This window comes from Mesorhizobium sp. M8A.F.Ca.ET.057.01.1.1, assembly GCF_003952565.1.
Lineage (GTDB): Bacteria > Pseudomonadota > Alphaproteobacteria > Rhizobiales > Rhizobiaceae > Mesorhizobium.
This window is the reverse complement of the sequence record NZ_CP034454.1, coordinates 1,241,247-1,260,424: the sequence shown is the minus strand read 5'-3', so window position 1 is coordinate 1,260,424 and position 19,178 is coordinate 1,241,247. Positions and strand designations below refer to the sequence as shown.

Here is a 19,178-nt window from a genome sequence, read left to right as displayed (position 1 = left end):
TCTCCGTTGAACTGGCGCCGTTGGACGCCTGCGATGCGGTATCGTTTTCGTGTGACAGCCAGATGAAAGCTTTGTGAAACCAGCCGCCAGCAGCACGAAAAGTTAACTCTTTTTAACCGGCTGTAGCAATTAGCCACCCCTTAATTTTCCGGCTAATCATTAATGCGCCTGTCTTTCCCCGCTTCCCCTTTCCTTTCCCCTCGTTTCCCAACCAAATTTCCGCATCCCGAAACCGGCCTCAGACCGTCCCGGCGATGGCGTTTTCGAGCAAGGTCAGCGCCGCCTTCTTGGTCAGCTTGACCGGGTTGCCGCCGGCCGTCGGATCGACCACCGCCATGTCGGCGATCAGCCCCTTGCGCTTCTTGTCCATGTCGAGCCCCTTGATCAGGCCCGGCAGCGCATGCGGCACCTTCAATTCCTTGCGCAATTTGATGATCGCCTTGGCGAAGCCGTCGAAGCCGCCCTTGATGCCGCAATAGGCCGCGAGCCGTGCAATACGCTCCTCGATGGAGTCGCGGTTGAAGGCGAGCACATAGGGCATGAACACCGCATTGGTCATGCCGTGATGGGTGTCGTAGAGCGCGCCGATCGGGTGCGACAGCGAGTGGATGGCGCCCAACCCTTCTGGAAGGCGGTGGCGCCCATGGCAGCGGCGCTCATCATATGCGCGCGGGCGACGAGGTCCTTGCCGTTGGCGAAGGCCTTGGGCAGGTTCTCGAACACCAGCCTGATGCCTTCGACGGCGATGCCGTCGGCCATCGGATGGTAACCGGGTGCGCAATAGGCCTCGAGGCAGTGGGCGAGCGCGTCCATGCCGGTGCCGGCGGTGATGAAGCCGGGCATCCCGACCGACAGCTCCGGATCGGCGATCACGATCGCCGGCAACAACTTCGGATGGAAGATGACCTTCTTGGTATGCGTCTCCTCATTGGTGATGACGCCGGCGCGGCCGACTTCCGATCCGGTGCCGGCGGTGGTCGGCACCGCGATGATCGGCGCGATCGCGTCGGAATTGGCGCGCGTCCACCAGTCGCCGACATCCTCGAAATCCCACACCGGACGCGTCTGCCCCGCCTGGAAGGCGATCAGCTTGCCGAGGTCGAGGGCCGAGCCGCCGCCAAAAGCGATGACACCGTCATGCCTGCCCTTCTTGAACACGGCGATGCCGGCCGTGAGGTTGGACTCCACCGGGTTCGGCCTCACTTCCGAAAAGACGCCGTAAGGAACCTTGGCGTCGTCGAGAATCCTGAGCGTGGAGGCGACGACCGGCAGTTTGGCCAGCCCGGATCGGTGACGAACAGCGGCCGCTTGATGCCGGTCGCCGCCAGCACTTCAGGCAATTCCGCGATACGCCCGGCGCCGAAGCGAACGGTGGTGGGGTAGTTCCATTTGGAGATGAGCTTGGACATTTTTTGTCTTTCGAAAAATCAGATGGCTTCGCGCAGGTGGAAGGATTTCGGCCGGGTCAGATTGTCATAGCCGAGCGCCGACAGGGCAACGCCCTTGCCGGTATCCTTGACGCCGGTCCAGACCAGCGCCGGATCGAGGTAGTCGCAACGGTTCATGAACACCGTGCCGGTCTCGACGCGGTCGCCGATCGCCACCGCACGTTCGGTGTCGCGCGTCCAGATCGAGGCCGTCAGCCCATAGGGGCTGTCGTTCATCAGCGCGATTGCCTCCTCGTCGTTGCGCACCTTCATGATGCCGACGATCGGGCCAAAACTTTCCTCGCGCATGACGCTCATCTGGTGGTCGACTCCGGTCAACACCTCGGGCGCCAGATAGGGCGAGCCGGGCTGGTCTTTGGCCACCTTCATGTTGATGTGCGCCACCGCACCCTTGCGCAGCGCCTCGGCCTTCTGCTCGCGGATCAGATCGGCAAAACGCGCCTGCGCCATCGGCCCCATCGTCGTCGCCTGGTCGAGCGGATTGCCGACGACATAGTTCCTGGTCTCGGCGATGAAGCCCTCGACGAACTCGTCATAGACCTTTTCGTGCACATAGACGCGTTCGATGCCGCAGCAGCACTGGCCGGAATTGAAGAAGGCGCCGTCGACCAGGTTGGCCACAGCGTGGTCCATCTTGGCATCCGGCAGTACATAGGCCGGATCCTTGCCGCCGAGTTCGAGGCCGAGCGTCATGAAAGTACCCGCCGCCGCCTTCTCGATGGCGCGGCCGCCGCCGACCGATCCGGTGAAATTGACATGGTCGATCTTGCCCGAACCCAGCAGCTTTTCGGTCTGGGCGTGATTGAGAACAACGTTCTGGAACACGCCCTTGGGCAGCCCGGCCTTGTCGAAGGCCTGTTGGAAGCGCTCGCCGACCAGCAATGTCTGCGCCGCATGTTTCAGGATGACGGCGTTGCCGGCCATCAGTGCCGGCACGATTGTGTTGACGGCGGTGAGATAGGGATAGTTCCATGGCGCGATCACCATGACCACGCCGAGCGGATCCTTCTTCACATAGCGGCGGAAGCCATCCTTGGGATTGGAAGCCGGCACGGACTTCAGCGCCGCCTCCGCGATCTCGACCATGTAGGTGGTGCGTTCCTTGACGCCACCGAACTCGCCGCCATAGCGAACGGGACGCCCCATCTGCCAGGCGATCTCCGGCACGATCTCGTCGCTCATCGCAACCAGCGCTTCGAGCATCGCCAGCATGTACTTGCCGCGCTCGACGATCGGCGTCTCAGCCCACTTCTCCTGCGCCGCCTTGGCACGCTCGACCGCGGCGCTGACCGCCTGATCCGTGGCGATCGGGCGCTCGGCATAGATCGAGCCATCGATGGGGGATTTGAGTTTGACCGTTTCGGTCATTTTGTAAGTCCTCGCACTTCTTTAGAATCGAAATTAGTTGGCTTGTACCGCCCCTCATCCGCCTGCCGGCACCTTCTCCCCGTATAGTGACGGGGAGAAGGGAAAGCACCAACGTCGACGCCCCCTCTCCCCGTTCTTCACGGGGAGAGGGTAAGGGTGAGGGGCAGCGCCGACGGTTCGCGGGCTACCCTAGTACCGCTCGAACCCTCTGTGCAGCTCCCAATCCGTAATGCGGCGGTCGTATTCGAACTGCTCCCACTTGGCCGTGTGGACGTAGTGCTCAAGCACATCCTCGCCGAGCGCCTGTTTCAGCATTTTCGACTTGGCCAGCGTTTCGGTGGCGTCGCGCAGCGTCTTCGGGATCTCCGGCAGGCGCGAGGCCTGGTAGGCATCGCCGACGAACGGCTTCTGCAGCTCAAGCTTCTCGTCGATGCCGGCAAGGCCGGCGGCGATCAGTGCGGCGAAAGCCAGATAAGGATTGAGGTCGGCGCCGCCGATGCGGCATTCCATGCGGATGCCCTTAGTGCCCTCGCCGCACAGGCGGAAGCCGGCGGTGCGGTTGTCCTCGCTCCACATGATCTTGGTCGGCGCGAAGGTGCCGGCCTGGAAGCGCTTGTAGGAATTGATGTAGGGCGCCAGGAACCAGGTGAATTCCTTCGCATACTTCAACTGTCCGGCCGCCCATTGCTGGCCGAGCGTCGACAAGGTCCAGTCAGCTTGTCTGTCGAAGAACAAAGGCGTCTTGCCGTCGGCGCTCCACAGCGAATTGTGGATGTGGCTGGAATTGCCGGCGAGCCCGTAATTGTACTTGGACATGAAGGAAATCGCCTTTCCCTCGGACTCGGCAATCTCCTTGGCGCCGTTCTTCAGGATGACGTGGCGGTCGGCCATGTCGAGCGCCTCGGCGTAGCGCACATTGATCTCTTCCTGGCCCGGGCCCCACTCGCCCTTGGAATTCTCGATCGGGATGCCGGCCGCTTCCATCTCGTTGCGAAGCCGGCGCATGACGCCTTCTTCCTTGGTGGTGATGCCGATCTGGTAATCGCCGATATAGGGCGACGCGGTGTCGAGACCTTGCCAGTGCTTCTTGCGGGCGGAATCGTAGGTTTCGTTGAACAGGTAGAATTCGAGCTCGGAAGCGAAATAGCCGATATAGCCACGCTCCGTCAGCCGCTTGACCTGCTTCTTCAGGATGGCGCGCGGTGAATGCGGCAGGTCGTCATGGGTATGGTGGTCGAGCACGTCGCAGATCACCAGCGCGGTCTTTTCCAGCCAGGGAATACGCCGCAGCGTCGCAAGGTCCGGCTTCATGACGAAATCGCCATAGCCCTTCGACCAGCTTGCCGCCTTGTAGCCCGGCACCGGCTCCATATCGATATCGGCCGCCAGCAGGTAGTTGCAGCCATGCGTTTCGTCATGCGCGGAATCGACGAAATACTGGGCCAGGAAACGCTTTCCCGCGAGCCGCCCCTGCATGTCGACAATGCAGGCCAGCACCGTGTCGATCTCGCCATTGGAGACCGCTTTCTTCAACTGATCGAACGAGAAATTTCCGGCCATTCCTTTGGCACTCCAGTGCTTGGTCGTTGTGAGGGATGAAGCGAAGCCATGGCCGGCGCGAGGCCGGCCATGGTGATAGGGCATGGGATCAGTGACCGCTCTCGCCGACGGCCTGCTCGGCTGCCTTGATCGCAGCCTGGCGCGCAGCGATGATGTCGCCGAGCGGCGGGCCCTGGAAGCGGTTGCGCTCGAAGGCGAACCAGACGATCGCCGTCAGGATGAAGAAACCGACGGTGATGTAGAGCGCCCAGTCGTTCGGCGGCTGAATGCCGATGATGAAGATCAGGATCATCGACACGATCGACAGGAAGGCAAACAGCATGAACACGCCGCGCCCCATGTTCCACGGCCCCATCTTGTCCCACTTCGGCGTGCCCCAGGCCAGCATGCCGAGCACGATCGGCACGGTGAAGGATAGGAACAGGAAGATGACGGTGCAGGACACGACGATGGTGTAGGCCGAAGTGCCGGCGACCGAAACCAGCGTCGAACCCCAGACGAACAGCACCGACAGGATCGACGCCGTCCAGATCGCCGCCACCGGCGTGCGATAGGTCGGGCTGACTTTGGCGAGTGCCGACGACCCGGGCAGACCGCCGTCACGCGAGAAGGCGAAGATCATGCGCGAGGCCGAAGTGACGGTGGCGAGACCGCACAGAAGCTGCGCGATGAACACGACGAGGTAGACGAACTCCTTGAGGCCGGGGCTGACGCGCTGGTCGAAAGCCCAGAAGAAAACATTCCAGCCCTGCTTGGCGGCGTCGTCCATATTGGGGATCATCAGCACGAAGGCGGCCAGGAAGAGGTAGCCGAAGACGGCCGACCAGATCACCGACATGACCATGGCGCGCGGCACCGAGGAAGCCGCCTTGATGGTTTCCTCGGAGGTGTGGGCCGAAGCGTCGTAGCCGGTGATCGTGTAGATCGGCAGCAAGAGGCCTAGTGCGAACACCCAAGCATTCGAGACCGAAGGCCAGACGCCGGCGCCGGCGTCACCCGAATAGTTGTGGAACGTGAAGAGACGGCTGAAATCCCAGGTCTCGGCGGAGAATAGGCAGACGACCGCGATCAGGATCGAGCCGAAGAAGATGAGGTAGCCGGAGAAATCCGTCAGCTTGGCCGTCAGCTTGATGCCGAGATGGTTGATCAGCGCCTGGGCGCCTGTGATGATGACCAGGAAGATCATCTGGTTGGTCAGCGTGCCCTCGATGCCGAGCGCCGGCCCGAAGGCGCCGACGAAGAACGTCCAGGTGCCGACATTGATGGCGCCTAGCACGGTGATCAGGCCGAGCAGGTTGAGCCAGGCCGTCACCCAGCCGGTGCCCCGATTGCCGAGGATCGAGCCCCAGTGATAGAGGCCGCCGGCGGTCGGATAGGCCGAGCTGATCTGCGACATGGCGACCGCAAAGGTCAGCGAGACAAAGCAGCCGACCAGCCAGCCGATGCCGATGCCGATGCCGCCGGCGCCGGAAGTTGCCTGGGCCAGCGAATTGATGCCGCCCGACAGGATGCAGATGATGGAGAAGGAAACCGCGAAATTCGAAAAGCGGCTGAGACGCCGCTCCAGTTCCTGGGCATAGCCCATGCTGTGGAGGGCCTTTACGTCCTCCGCCTTGTCAACGTCTGTATAACCCGGTGCTGCCATTGGAAGTCCCCTGTTTGTTTCTCAGCTGGCCGATTGGACTGACTTTCTGACTGAATGCGATCTGGGCCGCGTGGCCTCCTCCGGTTCCAGATCCGAAAAAATGCCGGTGAGCAGATCCGCCCATTTCCGCTGCCCGGTTTCCCCGGAGATTTCATCGTTGCGGATTTCGATCATCGCGCAGGGCAGCCCGCGCGAGCGCGCATGCCGTTCGAGCGTGAAATAGACGCGGTCGGCAGGCGAATAGGGTTCGTTGACGCCGACGGTGACGCCGGCCAACCGCTGCAGCGCGCCGATCAGCGGCGCCGCCAACCGGCGATCCTCGTCATGGATGATGCCGATATGCCATGGCCGGTGGCGGCCCTTGTAAACCGGCGTGAAGGAGTGGACTGAAACCAGGCGGGTCTCCTGGCCGCGCGCCAGCCTGTCTTCGACAATGCGCTCGATGGTGCCGTGAAACGGCTGCCAGGACAGGGCGACCCGAGCCGCGCGCTGTTTTTCAGAGAGGCCGGTATTGCCTGGTATGGCTGTGATTTCGCTGACCGGCGGCACCAGGTCAGGCGCATCGAGCGGCCGGTTGCAGTCGATGATCAACCGCGAAATGCGGGTTTCAACCAGCGTCGCATCGAGCGCCTGCGCCATGCGCAGCGCAACCGGCAGCGCGCCGGGATCCCAGGCGATGTGGCGCGACAGGTCCTCGGCGGCCAGGCCGAGCGTGCCGAATTCGGCCGGCAGGAAATTGGAAGCGTGGTCGCAGGTCAGTACGAAAGGGCTCGATCCGCTGGGGTTCGTCACCACCACGGTATCAGGCAATGCAAGGCTGGCGGGCCGTGCTTTCTCCATACTCTGCCGTCCCCGGGGAGCGCTGTATCGTATGTTACGTATTTTGCCTCATTGCGTCCCTACGGATGATTTCATACAGTTTGTCCGGCTTTGTCAAATGCGATCTGGGGAAAAGACCGTCGGCCGGGCCAAGGGTGGGGAAAACCATGATTTCCAACATTGCCGAACTGATCGCCGACCGCATCGGCGCGATGCCCGCCGGCGAACGACGGGCGGCCCAGACGCTGATCGCCTTCTATCCGATGATCGGGCTGAAGACGGTCGCCGAATTCTCGGCCGCGGCCGGCGTGTCCTCGCCGACAATCCTGCGTTTCGTCGCCCGGTTGGGCTTCCAGAATTATCCCGAGTTCCAGTCGAGCCTGCAGGATGAACTGGCGGCGCAATTGCAGTCGCCGGCAACCCGCACACTCAATCCGCCCTCGCCCGGCGGCACTGGATCGCCAATGCTGGAAGCGACGCTCGACAACATGCGCGAGACCTTCCGGCATTTGTCCGACAAGCAGCTTGCCGACATTGCCACCAGGCTTGCCGAGCGGCGCGGCAAGACATTTCTGATCGGCGGACGCTTCACCGACCCCCTGGCGCGCTACATGGCCGCCCACCTCGCCATCATCCAGCCCGACGTCATCCACCTTGCCGGGCAGGAGAGCATGTGGCGCGACAGGCTGATCGACATGGGCAAGCGCGATGTGCTGGTGATCTTCGACATCAGGCGCTATCAGGACAGCCTCGTCCGCTTCGCCGAGAAGGCCCACCAGCGCGGCGTGCAGATCGTGCTCTTCACCGACCAGTGGCTGTCGCCCATCTCCCGCTTCGCCCGCCATGTCATCGCCGGGCGAACCGCCGTGCCCTCCGCATGGGATTCCTCGGCGGCGCTTTTCGTCGTCGCCGAAACGCTGATCGGCGCCGTCACAAGACAGCTCGAGGCCGACGGCGCCCGGCGCATCCGCGAGATGGAAGGCCTGCGATAGGCAGAATCCTCCGGATCATCGCATCGGCTCCGCCAGGGCGTCTCGGTTTCACGTTACCGAGATTTAATGTGCACGATTGCGTGATAATTGCCATAAACCGCTGATATGCGGCTACGGCGTGGCCGGATTTCGCCGCGCGCCGGTGCCGTCGCTGTGCCGTTCCTCCGGGAAGGGCTGACGATTCCTGAAACCGGAGTGTCGATGCGCACCTCAAAGCAAATTGTCGTTGCGCTTGTGATCGTGGTTGCCGCCGGAGCTGCCTGGGCGCGCTTCTATCCCGGAGCTCCCGAAGTGCTGGCGCGTTGGGGGATAGACTGGGCCTATGCGGCGACGCCTCCGGCCGGAAACAGTGCGGCCGACGCGAGACAGGCTGGCAACCGCAATGGTCCCCGGCAGGTCGACGTCATCGCCTTGCCTGCCGGTACGGCCACCATCAACGACCGCCTGCAGGCCATCGGCACCGGCCGCGCCAACTCCTCGGTGACCGTCAATCCCTATAGTTCGGGCCGCCTTGCCGAACTGCTGGTCGAATCCGGCAGCCACGTCGACAAGGGGCAGACCATCGCCACGCTCGATTCCGAGACGGAGATCATCGCCCAGAATCGGGCCAAGCTCGCGTTGCAGGATGCGCAAGCCAAGCTCGACCGCGTCAAGTCGCTGCGCGCCTCCAACGCCGCCACGCCGGTCGCGGTCGCCGATGCCGAAGTGGTGCTGGCCGGCGCCAAGCTGGCGCTTCAGGATGCCGAGCTTGCGCTGCAGCGTCGCTCGATCGTCGCGCCGATATCAGGCACCGTCGGCATCCTGCCGATCTCGGCCGGCAACTATGTCACCAATCAATCGGCAATCGCCACGCTGGACGACCGGTCCTCTATCCTGGTCGATTTCCAGGTGCCCGAGCGCTTCGCCGCCGCGGTCAAGGTCGGCGCGCAATTGACGGCGACGTCGATCGCCAATCCGAGCAACGCCTATAGCGGAACAGTGTCGGCCATCGACAATCATATCGACGAAAAGAGCCGCACGCTTCTGGTCAAGGCCAAGATCGCCAACCCGGCCGATTCGCTGCGCGCCGGCATGTCGTTCTCCATCACCATGAAATTCCCCGGCGAGACCTATCCGGCCGTCAGCCCGCTGGCGATCCTGTGGGGTTCGGACGGCGCCTATGTCTGGCAGGTCGAGGACGGCAAGGCCAGGCGGTTGCCGGTTCGCGTCATCCAGCGCAACACCGAGACCGTGCTGATCGACGCGGAGATCGACAGCGGCGACATGGTGGTCACCGAGGGCACCCAAAGTGTCAGCGAGGGCGGTGAAGTCCGCATCGCCGGCCAGGAGCAGCGCGCCGCCACCGCGGCGGAAGGATCATGACCGGACCCGTCAATGCCGGCGCCGATACTGGCTTCACCGCGCTGTTCATCCGCAGGCCGGTCATGGCCTTCGTGCTCAACGTCCTCATCGCGGTTGCCGGCCTTGCGGCCTTCTACGGTGTCGAGATCCGCGAATTGCCCGACGTCGACCGCGCCGTCGTCACAGTCTCCACCACCTTCGAAGGCGCGGCCGCCGAAACGGTCGACCGCGAATTGACCGACACGATCGAGGGCGCCGTCGCTCGCGTCTCCGGCGTCAAGTCAATCTCGTCTTCCTCTTCCTTCGGCTCGAGCCGTGTCACCATCGAGTTCAACGACGGTGTCGACCTCAACGTCGCCGCCTCGGACGTGCGCGATGCGGTCGGCCGCGTCGCCAACCAGATGCCGGACACCGCCGATCCGCCGCGCATCGTCAAGGCCGACGCCAATTCCGACGCGGTCATGCGGCTGGCGGTGACCTCGGAGAATATGTCGATCCAGGACATGACGGTCGTTGTCCAGGATCAGATCGAGGACGAATTGGCCGCCGTGCCGGGCGTCGCCGACGTCCAGGTCTATGGCGACCGCGACAAGATCTTCCGCATCGACGTCGACCAGAACAAGCTCGCCAGCCTCGGCTTCACGGTTGCTGGCCTGAGGTCGGCGCTTGCCTCGGTCGCCTTCGATTCCCCGGCCGGATCGATCACCACGACCAATCAGGACCTGATCGTGCGCACGACGGCCGACGTGACCACGCCCGCCGAATTCGAGAACATCATCATCGGCGGCACGACGCGCATTCGCGATGTCGCGACCGTCACGCTCGGCCCCGATGTCGGCCAGACGGCGCTGCGTTCGGATGGCAAGACCGGCATCGGCATCGGCATCATCCGGCAGGCGGAATCGAACACGCTGGACATTTCGACCGGCGTCCAGGCCGCAGTCGCCAAGCTGCAGGCGAACCTGCCCAAGGGCATGGCGATCAAGATCACCAGCGACGACGCCGTCTTCGTCAAGGGTGCGGTGCACGAAGTCGAGATCGCGCTCGGCCTGTCGGTCACCATGGTGCTGATCGTCATCTACGTCTTCCTGCTCGACTGGCGCGCCACGCTGATCCCGGGCCTGTCGATGCCGGTTGCCATGATCGGCACCATAGCCGCCATCTATCTGGCCGGCTTCTCGGTCAACATCCTGACGCTGCTCGCTCTGGTGCTGGCCACCGGCCTTGTCGTCGATGACGCAATCGTGGTGCTGGAAAACATCGTGCGACGGCGCAATGAGGGCATGGGCCCGCGCGCGGCTGCCGTGCTCGGCGCACAGGAAGTGTTCTTCGCCGTCGTTGCCACAACGCTGACATTGGTCGCGGTCTTCGTGCCGATCTCGTTCCTGCCGGGACAGACCGGCGGCCTGTTCCGCGAATTCGGCTTCGTGCTTGCGATGTCGGTGCTTCTGTCCTGCGTGGTGGCGCTGACGCTTTGCCCGATGCTTGCCTCGCGCATGCTCACCAGCGCGTCGCTTCACCACGAAGGCGGCCACGGCATCGGCGCGCGCATCGGCGGCGTCCTCAATGCCGGCTACAAGCGCGCGCTCCAGGCATGTCTCGACGCGCCGTGGATCGTGGTTCTGGTCGCGGTGCTGTTTGCCGGCGTCGCCTTCACGCTGTTCGGCACGATCCGCCAGGAACTGACGCCCACCGAGGATCGCGCCGCCGTGCTGTTGCGCATCAACGCCCCGCAAGGCGTCAGCCTCGACTACACGACGCAGCAGATGCAGAAGATCGAGCGGCTGATCCAGCCGATGCGCGATTCCGGCGAGATTCGCTCGACCTTCGAGAACGCCGGCCAGAACGGTTCCTACAACTCGGGCTTCATGGTGATGACGCTGGCGCCGTGGGACGAGCGCAGCCGCAGCCAGCAGGAGATCATGGCCGAGATCAGCCAGCTGACCAAACAGGTGCCCAGCGTGCGCATCTTCCCGGTCCAGCCCAACAGTCTCGGCATCCGCGGCGCCGGCAACGGCCTGCAATTCGCTCTGGTCGGCAACGACCGCAAGGCGCTCGGAGATGCGGCGGTCAAGATCATCGCCGAGATGCAGAAGGATCAGCGCTTCCAGACGCCACGCCTGTCGATCGACCCGACGCAGCCGCAGCTGGCCGTGGCCATCGACCGTGAGCGCGCTTCCGATCTCGGCATCGACATCTCCGGGCTCGCCAACACCATGCAAGCCATGCTCGACGGCAACGACGTCGTCGATGTCTACATCGCCGACCGCAGCTACGGCGTGAAGCTGGTCTCGACCACCAATCCGATCAACGACCCGACCGATCTGGAAAATGTCTTCCTCAAGACCGCGGATGGCCGCTTCGTGCCGATGTCGACCATCGCCACGCTGACCGAACGCGCCGTGCCGCCGTCGCTGTCGCGCGAACAGCAGCAGCCTTCGGTGGCAGTCACTTCCAACCTCTCAGGCAATTTCGCGCTTGGCGATGCGCTGACGCGTGCCGAGGAGATCGCCACGCCGCTCCTGCCGCCCGGCAGCCGCATCCTGCCGCTGGCCGAAGCCGCGACTTTGGGCGAAACCAACAGCGCCATGGTCACCATCTTCGGCTTCGCGCTGGTCATCATCCTTTTGGTGCTGGCCGCCCAGTTCGAAAGTTTCGTCAGTGCCGTCATCATCATGGCGACAGTGCCGCTCGGCCTTGCCTGCGCCATTTTCGCGCTGCTGCTGTCGGGCACCAGCCTCAACGCCTTCAGCCAGATCGGCCTGGTGCTTCTGGTCGGCGTCATGGCCAAGAACGGCATCCTGATCGTCGAATTCGCCAATCAGCTGCGTGATCGCGGCCTGGGCGTGCGTGAAGCGATCGAGCAGGCTTCCACCATCCGCCTGCGGCCGGTGATGATGACGTTGATCTGCACCATACTTGGCGGTGTGCCGCTTGTGCTGGCCGCCGGCGCGGGCGCAGAGGCACGCGTGGCGCTCGGCTGGGTGATCGTAGGAGGGCTTGGCCTGGCCACCATCTCGACGCTGTTCCTGACACCGGTCGCCTATCTCCTGCTTGGCCGCTTCGTCACGCCGAAGACCCATGAAGAAGCGCGGGTGAAGCGCGAACTCGAGGAAGCCGCCTACACCAATGTGGAACCGGCGGAATAGAGATAGCTATTTCAGCAGCCGGCCTTCGATCGACCAGTGCGCGGCAAGGAAGTTCAGCACAGCCGCCACGATGACCCCGCCGATCTTTGCCGGCCACACGCCGGTGATACCGGCGAAGAGTGCGATCGACAGGCTGGAGACGCCGAGCGAAATCAGCGCCCCGGCCGTGACAAACCGCAGGAAGGCGTCATGCAGCCGGATGGCGTGATTGCGCTCGAACGACCAGAAGCCATTCGCCACGAAAGAGAAGATGACGGCGACCGACCAAGAGAGGACATTGGCGGCAAGCGGCGGGACGTGCAGCTTGAGCAGCAGGGAAAAGCCGGCAAGGTCGATGGCCGTATTCGCCAGTCCGACAAGCGCAAAACGGGCGATCTTGCTGCCCGTTGAACGCTGGGGTCGTTCGGCGCCGCTCATCCCTTGCCGTCCATGATCTCGACACCGGCGCGGGCCAGGCTCGCGCCGAACGCATCCGAGGCCAGCACCCCGAATTCCACTTCGCGCACGCCTTGCATCGGGTCGCGCGCGCGCAGTGTTTCGTCGACATGGCCGGGGTGGCACATGAACAGCCCACGATCCGGCAACGCTTCGACCGCAGCCTCCAGCAATGGCGCAAATTTTTCGGGTTGCCGCCAGTCGTAGATGCCGGCGAGCGGCTTCCAAACGGCAAAGCCGGCGCGCTGCATCGATTGGTTGAAGCCGGCGGCCACGGCAGCGATTGCCGCGATCTTCGGTGCGACGGCGGCATCGCCCAGCGCCGGAGCGCCGCGCAGCACCGGCCTGCCGGCAGCGTCGGGGAAATGCGCCCGCAACCATCCGCGCACGACGGGCAGGAAATGCACGTGCTGATGACCGTCGATGAAGTCGGGCTTGCGGCCGAGCGCCTCGACGAACCGACTGTACTGCGCGTCGAGTTCGGCATGGATGTCGCGTCCGTCGATCCGGCCGCGCAGGACCGGCAGGGCGAGCGAACGAAGCGGCGGCAGCCGGCCCTCAGGCGCCAGGCTCGATTTGCCTGTGACGGCCGGCTGGTCCGTAAGTGTCAGGTGCAGCCCGATCGCCGCGTGGCCGCACAACGGTCTTATACGCGCCGCCGCCCCGGCCCATTCCGGAAAACCGGTCATGCAGCTGGTGCCGGTCAGCCGTCGCCGGTCGAGCAGGTCTAGAATTCCGGCGCACACCCCTGGCGCCAGGCCGTAGTCGTCGGCGATCAGGCGAATGCGCCGCGTCATATCCCGGACGCGCCTGGCGGCCTGTCCGAGATGTCGCTGCGCACGACATCGCGCACGATGTAGACCGGGCGGTCCTTGCTCTCCGACAGCGTGACCCAGACATATTCGCCGATCAGGCCAAGCAAGGTCAGGTTGAGGCCACCGAGCAGGACGACGGCGACCATCAGGCTGGGATAGCCAGGCACGGCGATGCCGTAGAACATCACTTCGAAGAACACCTTGGCGCCGTAAACGATGCCCGCCAGCGCCGCCAGCATCCCGCTCAGGCTGATGATGCGCAGCGGGATGACGGAAAACGACGTAAAGCCTTCCAGCGAAAAGGCGATCAGGTTGAGCCGGCTCCATTTCGAGGTGCCGACAGCCCGGTTTTCCGGCGAATAGGGTATGGCTTTCTGGCGGAAGCCCGCCCAGGCGAACAGGCCCTTGTTGAAGCGCCGCTTGTCGCGCAGGCTGGTCAGCGCGCGCGCGACGCTGCCGCGCATGACGCGAAAATCTCCCGCGTTCTCGGGGATATCGAAACGCTGGCTGCTGTTGATCAGGCTATAGAACAGCTTCGCCAGCTGACTGCGCCGCCAGCTGGCCTCGCGCCGGTCGTTCTGGGCGTAGACGACGTCGATATCGGGGTGCTTCACCAACTCGGCAATCATCTGCAGGCTGATGTCCATGGAATGCTGCAGGTCTGAATCCATGATCAGCACCATGTCGCCGCGCGCCTGGTCGAGGCCGGCGAGCACCGCGACCTCCTTGCCGAAATTGCGGCTGAGGCGAACGATCTCCCAGGAACCCGACAGCGCCAGCGAAAACCGCTCGGCGCCATCGTCACGACTGCCGTCGTCGACCAGGATCTTGTGGACGACCATGCCGAAACGGCTTGATACCGCTTCCTCGAGCCTGTCGAGCAGCGCGGCAAAGGCCGACGCCGATTGCGCCTCGTTGAAGAAGGGCGCCACGATATCGAGTTTCTGACGCAACTCAGCCATGTGCGACGGGTCCGACATTCACCATCTTTTCGCGCGCCTTGGCCCAGAACCACCAGATCAGCGGACAGACGACGAAGGTGACCGCGAGCGGCCGGAACCAGGGGAAGAAGAAATCATGCATGTGGCGCTCGACGCCCGTCAAACCTGTGAGGAACAACACCATCGACAGCACCGAAGCCAGGACGCCGCCACGCTCCTCCCGCCACAGTGTGGCGATAGCGAGGCCGGCAGGCACCGCGATCATGGCGTAGGTATTTGGCTCGACGCGCGGATTGAAGACGCACATGTAGAAGGCGGCCGTCAGGAAGATGGCCAGTCCCGCCAATCCAGGCTGGAGCTTGCGGTCGAACCAGAGAACGGTCGATAGCGTAAGCATTGCCGCGACGATGCGCACGATAGTGGCGGCGAATTCAGGCATGGGCACGCCCGCCGACGTGAAAGGCGCCGTGAAGTCGGTGGGCACAAAGTGGCCGGACTTGTCGACCGCCATCGAGGTCAGCATGCTGGCAAAATCACCGTACTGCTCGTTGAGGTAGGCGGCAGGTGCGAAGGCATATGGAATGGCGAGCACGAACAGCACCGCCAGCACGAGCACGGGGATCAGGCGCAGGCGCAGGGCTCCCACCAACAAAAGCATGACGATCGCGGTCGGTTTGGCAATGATGGCGACCGAAGCCCAGAAGAAGGTCTCGGCCCGCCGTCCCTCGAGCGCCGACAAGGTCAGGAGCCAGCAGGCGCCGGTCAGGAGGATCGTCGCCTGGCCGTTGCGGATCGCACCCAGCGCCATCGGCAAGGCAAGGAAGAGCCCGAAGGAAAGCAGCCACGTCGATTCCCCGCCACCGAGCTTGCGCACCTGGCGCATCGCGGCGAAGGTCAGCACCGCAAAGCCCAGCACGTGCCACACCAGTCCGCCCAGATGCGGACCGAGCTTAAGCACCGGAACATAGAGCGCGGCAAAGGCCGGCGCGTAGAGATAGCCCATCTCCGACTGGAGATTGTACAGTGGCTGGCCGCTGAGGAATGCCTCGCTGCCAAATCCGTAGGCCTGCATCACCGTGCGCGTGTAGGGCGACCATAGCACCATCCCGAGGACGACCAGGAACGCCCCGACCCACAGGCCCAGCCCCAAACGGTCGAAAACCGGCTTGGAAATCGTCATCAATACACCCCGCACGCCATTGCGGAAGACGCCTCAGCCTGACGTCGTCCCGGCATTCGATGGCGGCGGCATATCACGGACAAAGCGGCGCGGCATAGGGGGTCGATGGCGCAAGCGGCGATCCGGTCGGTCCGATGGCACCCGGACACGTGAATGTGTCGACCATCGAGAGCAAGGTCACCGCTTCAAGGCCGGATGAAAACCTTGCCGTTGGGCTTGGCCAGGTCCGTCGGCACGCGCGCCATTGCCTCTGCCAGCGGAATGACCGCCGTCACGTCGGTCGACCAGCGTCCATCGGAAAAACGCTTCTGCGCCTCGAGAACCGCCGAACCACGGCGATCGCGGAACTGGCGCATCCATTCGCTCAGCCAGAAGCCCTCGATGTGTTTGTGCTGGAAGATCAGCTGGCCGGGCTCGCGGATGACCGTGGCCTCGGGATCGAGCCGGCCGTAGATGATCCAGCGAGCCCGTTTAGGCATCGCATTGAAGATCGCCGAAGCCAGCGGCCCGGTGACCGCATCGAGGAAGATGCGCGGCTGTTCGGCCTTCATCACCGCGCGCAGCGTGGTCTCGAAATCCGGCGCCTTCTCGTTGAGGACATGCGCCGCGCCAAGCCCTTTCAGCAACGCGATCTGCTCGTCGCGGCGCACGGTGACGACAGGCCGGAACCCTTCCTCCCTGGCCAGGCCGATGATCAGCTTGCAGAGTTGGCTGGCGCCTGCGGTCATGACGAAAGCCTTCTCGCCTTCCTGTTTGACGATGTCGAACATGGCGATCGCGGTCAGCGGATTGACGATCATCGCGGCGCCATCCTCGTCGCGCACCGTATCGAGAAGCGGAATGCAGGCCGCCGCCTCGGCGACCGCGTATTCAGCCCACGAGCCCCAATTGCTGAGACCGGTGGCGAAAGCGACACGCTTGCCGACGAGGCTCCTGGGATAGGGCTCCTCGCCGCCCGCGACGACCGTGCCGACACCCTCGAAGCCTGCCGGCTGGCCCTTGGCGCGCGGCTGCCCGTACTGGCCCTTGATGAAGGCGACATCCGATGGATTGATCGAAGCCAGGCTGACCTTGATCAGCACCTGGCTCGGCCCCGGTGCCGGCACGGCGATGCTGCCCGCCTCGAGATACGGCTCCATCGCCTCGAGCGCACTGCCGCTCGGCGTCCTGGTGTAGCCGTCACCGACCAGGAACAGCGCCTTCATTTCGGACGGGATCGTCATTGGTGACACTCCTTGGTTGCCGCGGGAAGAACCGTATGTGGCCGGCCGAACTGCCGCTCAGACCTTCTCCTGCGTGTATTTCTTCAGCTCCGTCCGCGCCACCTGGCGGCGATGGACTGCGTCAGGTCCGTCGGCGAGGCGCAGCGTCCTCAGATGCGTCCACGAGCGCGCGAGAGGCGTGTCCTGGCTGATCCCCTGCGCGCCGAACATCTGCACCGCCTCGTCGGTGACCTTGAGCGCCACGCGTGGCGCGATGACCTTGATCTGGCTGATCCAGGGGCCGCGGCCCGCGCGTCGCCCTGGTCGATCATCCACGCCGCCTTGAGGCAGAGCAGCCGGGCCATTTCGATCTCCATGCGGCATTCGGCGATGATGTCGAAATTGGCCCCGAGTTTCGCCAGCTTCTGGCCGAAGGCCTCGCGGCGCAACGAACGCTGGCACAGCATCTCCAGCGCCATCTCGGCCTGGCCGATGGCGCGCATGCAATGATGGATGCGGCCCGGCCCGAGCCGGCCTTGCGCGATCTCGAAGCCCCTGCCCTCGCCGAGGATCAAGTTCGACGCCGATACCCGCACATTGTCGAAGCGAAGATGCATGTGGCCGTGCGGCGCGTCATCGTCGCCATAGACCTGCATGGCGCGGACCTTGGTCACGCCTTTCGTGGCCGACGGAACCAGGATCATCGAATGGCGGCGGTGCTGCGGCTCTTCATCGCCGCCGGTTCGCACCATGACAATATAGATGGCGCAGCGCGGATCGCCGGCGCCGGACGCCCACCATTTCTCGCCGTTGAGCACATAATCGCTGCCCTGCCGCTGGCAGCGCATGGAAATGTTGGTGGCGTCGGAGGAGGCGACATCAGGCTCCGTCATCAGATAGGCCGAGCGGATCTTGCCGTCCAGCAGCGGCTCGAGCCATTCCCGCTTGTGCTCGGCCGAGCCGTAGCGTTCCAGAACCTCCATATTGCCGGTGTCGGGGGCGGAACAGTTGAAGGTTTCGGCGCCGAGATGTGCCTTGCCCATTTCCTCGGCCAGATAGGCGTATTCGACGGTGGACAGGCCGTAGCCGCGTTCCGAACCGGTCAGCCAGAAGTTCCACAGGCCGCGTTCCCGGGCGGTCTTCTTCAGCCCTTCGAGAATCTCGCTCTGGCGCTTGCTGTAGACCCAGCGGTCGCCGGCCTTGCCGACTTCGCTGAGGAACTCCTTGTCAAGCGGCATGATCTCGTCGCGCACCATGGCCGCGACGCGTGCGTGGATCGGCTTCAGCCGCTCGGTCATGCCGAGATTCATCTGCGTCATCGGTCGCCAACCCTTCATGCACGCCAGGCATTTTATCCGTGGCAAGGATGACCGTACTTCGGATAGCCTTGTCAACGCGAACTGTTTTGCCCGCAGGCGGGCAACGGCGCGGAGAATTTGGATGAGCTACCTGGACGAGCTGTTTTCGGTTGCCGGCAAGACCGCGCTGGTAACGGGAGCGGCGACCGGCATCGGCCGCATGGCGGCAACCGCGCTGGTCAAGGCCGGCGCCAGCGTGATGATCGCCTCGCGCAAGGGCGAGGACTGCATCAAGGTCGCCGGCGAATTGAACGGACTTGGCGCCCCGGGCCGGGCGGAAGGCTTTGCCGGCGACGTTTCCAGCGAGGCTGGCATTGCCGCCTTGGTCGACGAGGTCAAGGCGCGGACCGAAAGACTGCATATTCTGGTCAACAACGCCGGCGTTTCCTGGGGCGCGCCCCTGGAGAGCTTTCCCTACCACGCATGGGCCAAGGTGTTCGGCGTCAATGTCACTGCGGTCTTCCATCTGACGCGCGAATTGCTACCGCTGCTCGATGCTGCTGCCCGCGACGCCGATCCGGCCCGGGTGATCAATCTGGGATCGGTGATGGGCACGCAGCCGCTGGCCGACGACGCCTATTCCTACACCACCTCCAAGGCTGCGGTTCACCATTTGACGCGCACGCTGGCGCTCGAATTCGCCGGCCGCCGCATCACCGTCAACGCCTTCGCACCAGGCCCCTTCCAGAGCCGCATGACGGCATTCGCCACCGGCACTGACGAACAGGCCAGGCATGTCGGCAGCCACGTCCCGATCGGCCGCATCGGCACACCGGATGACATTGCCGGCGCAACGCTCTATTTGTGCAGCCGTGCAGGCAGCTATGTCACCGGCGCCATCCTGCCGATTGATGGCGGACAGTCGGTGCAGCATGGGCTGACCTTGTTCAAGGAATGACATTTTCCGGCCGCAGAAGCCGGGGGT

General features: G+C 64.0%; 13 protein-coding genes and 2 pseudogenes. 4 read left to right on the top strand and 11 right to left on the bottom strand.

From position 1 onward, the window contains the following. Nucleotides 1–238: 238 nt before the first annotated feature. From EJ077_RS05570 to EJ077_RS05550, 5 genes and pseudogenes are all read right to left on the bottom strand, one after another. Nucleotides 239–1,409: pseudogene (locus EJ077_RS05570) on the bottom strand (iron-containing alcohol dehydrogenase). Nucleotides 1,410–1,427: 18 nt separating this feature from the next. Further along, a complete protein-coding gene (locus EJ077_RS05565) occupies nucleotides 1,428–2,816 on the bottom strand; it encodes an aldehyde dehydrogenase family protein (RefSeq protein WP_208700264.1) in 1,389 nt (462 codons plus the stop codon). A 189-nt stretch (nucleotides 2,817–3,005) separates the two neighbouring features. Further along, on the bottom strand, nucleotides 3,006–4,376 hold the full coding sequence (locus tag EJ077_RS05560) for a glutamine synthetase family protein (RefSeq protein WP_208700262.1): 1,371 nt from the start codon (nucleotides 4,374–4,376) through the stop codon (nucleotides 3,006–3,008). An 88-nt stretch (nucleotides 4,377–4,464) separates the two neighbouring features. Then, nucleotides 4,465–6,021 carry an amino acid permease gene (locus EJ077_RS05555; protein WP_208700259.1) on the bottom strand — a complete coding sequence of 519 codons (1,557 nt, stop codon included), beginning with the start codon at nucleotides 6,019–6,021 and terminating at the stop codon, nucleotides 4,465–4,467. A 21-nt stretch (nucleotides 6,022–6,042) separates the two neighbouring features. Then, nucleotides 6,043–6,861 (bottom strand): N-formylglutamate amidohydrolase, encoded by an 819-nt coding sequence (locus EJ077_RS05550; RefSeq protein ID WP_208700257.1) that lies wholly within the window; start codon nucleotides 6,859–6,861, stop codon nucleotides 6,043–6,045. A gap of 146 nt (nucleotides 6,862–7,007) precedes the next feature. Here EJ077_RS05550 and EJ077_RS05545 point away from each other — a divergent pair, with 146 nt between their 5' ends. The 3 genes from EJ077_RS05545 (at nucleotide 7,008) to EJ077_RS05535 (ending at nucleotide 12,322) form a co-directional block, all read left to right on the top strand. Continuing rightward, nucleotides 7,008–7,832 (top strand): MurR/RpiR family transcriptional regulator, encoded by an 825-nt coding sequence (locus EJ077_RS05545; protein ID WP_208700255.1) that lies wholly within the window; start codon nucleotides 7,008–7,010, stop codon nucleotides 7,830–7,832. Between the two features lie 201 nt (nucleotides 7,833–8,033). Further along, complete coding sequence (locus tag EJ077_RS05540) at nucleotides 8,034–9,194, top strand: efflux RND transporter periplasmic adaptor subunit (protein WP_208700253.1); 1,161 nt, start codon at nucleotides 8,034–8,036, stop codon at nucleotides 9,192–9,194. Next, on the top strand, nucleotides 9,191–12,322 hold the full coding sequence (locus tag EJ077_RS05535) for an efflux RND transporter permease subunit (RefSeq protein ID WP_208700251.1): 3,132 nt from the start codon (nucleotides 9,191–9,193) through the stop codon (nucleotides 12,320–12,322). The genes EJ077_RS05540 and EJ077_RS05535 overlap by 4 nt, the downstream gene beginning before the upstream one ends. 6 nt (nucleotides 12,323–12,328) lie before the next feature. Here the strand turns inward: EJ077_RS05535 and EJ077_RS05530 are convergent, their stop codons facing one another. The 6 genes and pseudogenes from EJ077_RS05530 to EJ077_RS05505 form a co-directional block, all read right to left on the bottom strand. Beyond that, complete coding sequence (locus EJ077_RS05530; RefSeq protein ID WP_208700249.1) at nucleotides 12,329–12,739, bottom strand: GtrA family protein; 411 nt, start codon at nucleotides 12,737–12,739, stop codon at nucleotides 12,329–12,331. Then, nucleotides 12,736–13,554: a ChbG/HpnK family deacetylase gene (locus EJ077_RS05525; protein WP_208700247.1), complete on the bottom strand. Its 819-nt coding sequence runs from the start codon at nucleotides 13,552–13,554 to the stop codon at nucleotides 12,736–12,738. The genes EJ077_RS05530 and EJ077_RS05525 overlap by 4 nt, the downstream gene beginning before the upstream one ends. After that, on the bottom strand, nucleotides 13,551–14,534 hold the full coding sequence (locus EJ077_RS05520; protein WP_208700245.1) for a glycosyltransferase family 2 protein: 984 nt from the start codon (nucleotides 14,532–14,534) through the stop codon (nucleotides 13,551–13,553). The genes EJ077_RS05525 and EJ077_RS05520 overlap by 4 nt, the downstream gene beginning before the upstream one ends. Further along, nucleotides 14,527–15,693: a glycosyltransferase 87 family protein gene (locus tag EJ077_RS05515; protein ID WP_208700243.1), complete on the bottom strand. Its 1,167-nt coding sequence runs from the start codon at nucleotides 15,691–15,693 to the stop codon at nucleotides 14,527–14,529. Before EJ077_RS05515 ends, EJ077_RS05520 begins: the two co-directional genes overlap by 8 nt. 185 nt (nucleotides 15,694–15,878) lie before the next feature. Then, on the bottom strand, nucleotides 15,879–16,916 hold the full coding sequence (locus tag EJ077_RS05510; protein WP_208700241.1) for a zinc-binding dehydrogenase: 1,038 nt from the start codon (nucleotides 16,914–16,916) through the stop codon (nucleotides 15,879–15,881). 57 nt (nucleotides 16,917–16,973) lie between these two features. Further along, nucleotides 16,974–18,214 (bottom strand): annotated as a pseudogene (locus EJ077_RS05505) (acyl-CoA dehydrogenase family protein). A gap of 121 nt (nucleotides 18,215–18,335) precedes the next feature. On the opposite strand from EJ077_RS05505, the gene EJ077_RS05500 reads away from it, so the two are divergent. Beyond that, on the top strand, nucleotides 18,336–19,151 hold the full coding sequence (locus EJ077_RS05500) for an SDR family oxidoreductase (RefSeq protein ID WP_208700239.1): 816 nt from the start codon (nucleotides 18,336–18,338) through the stop codon (nucleotides 19,149–19,151). Nucleotides 19,152–19,178: the final 27 nt, after the last annotated feature.

Excerpts from the sequence above, each read along its gene's own strand:
- EJ077_RS05545 (WP_208700255.1), top strand. The coding sequence starts at position 7,008 with ATGATTTCCAACATTGCCGAACTGATCGCCGACCGCATCGGCGCGATG.
- EJ077_RS05500 (WP_208700239.1), top strand. The coding sequence starts at position 18,336 with ATGAGCTACCTGGACGAGCTGTTTTCGGTTGCCGGCAAGACCGCGCTG.
- EJ077_RS05535 (WP_208700251.1), top strand. The coding sequence starts at position 9,191 with ATGACCGGACCCGTCAATGCCGGCGCCGATACTGGCTTCACCGCGCTG.
- EJ077_RS05555 (WP_208700259.1), bottom strand. The coding sequence starts at position 6,021 with ATGGCAGCACCGGGTTATACAGACGTTGACAAGGCGGAGGACGTAAAG.
- EJ077_RS05530 (WP_208700249.1), bottom strand. The coding sequence starts at position 12,739 with ATGAGCGGCGCCGAACGACCCCAGCGTTCAACGGGCAGCAAGATCGCC.
- EJ077_RS05510 (WP_208700241.1), bottom strand. The coding sequence starts at position 16,916 with ATGACGATCCCGTCCGAAATGAAGGCGCTGTTCCTGGTCGGTGACGGC.
- EJ077_RS05525 (WP_208700247.1), bottom strand. The coding sequence starts at position 13,554 with ATGACGCGGCGCATTCGCCTGATCGCCGACGACTACGGCCTGGCGCCA.
- EJ077_RS05540 (WP_208700253.1), top strand. The coding sequence starts at position 8,034 with ATGCGCACCTCAAAGCAAATTGTCGTTGCGCTTGTGATCGTGGTTGCC.
- EJ077_RS05520 (WP_208700245.1), bottom strand. The coding sequence starts at position 14,534 with ATGGCTGAGTTGCGTCAGAAACTCGATATCGTGGCGCCCTTCTTCAAC.
- EJ077_RS05515 (WP_208700243.1), bottom strand. The coding sequence starts at position 15,693 with ATGACGATTTCCAAGCCGGTTTTCGACCGTTTGGGGCTGGGCCTGTGG.
- EJ077_RS05560 (WP_208700262.1), bottom strand. The coding sequence starts at position 4,376 with ATGGCCGGAAATTTCTCGTTCGATCAGTTGAAGAAAGCGGTCTCCAAT.
- EJ077_RS05565 (WP_208700264.1), bottom strand. The coding sequence starts at position 2,816 with ATGACCGAAACGGTCAAACTCAAATCCCCCATCGATGGCTCGATCTAT.
- EJ077_RS05550 (WP_208700257.1), bottom strand. The coding sequence starts at position 6,861 with ATGGAGAAAGCACGGCCCGCCAGCCTTGCATTGCCTGATACCGTGGTG.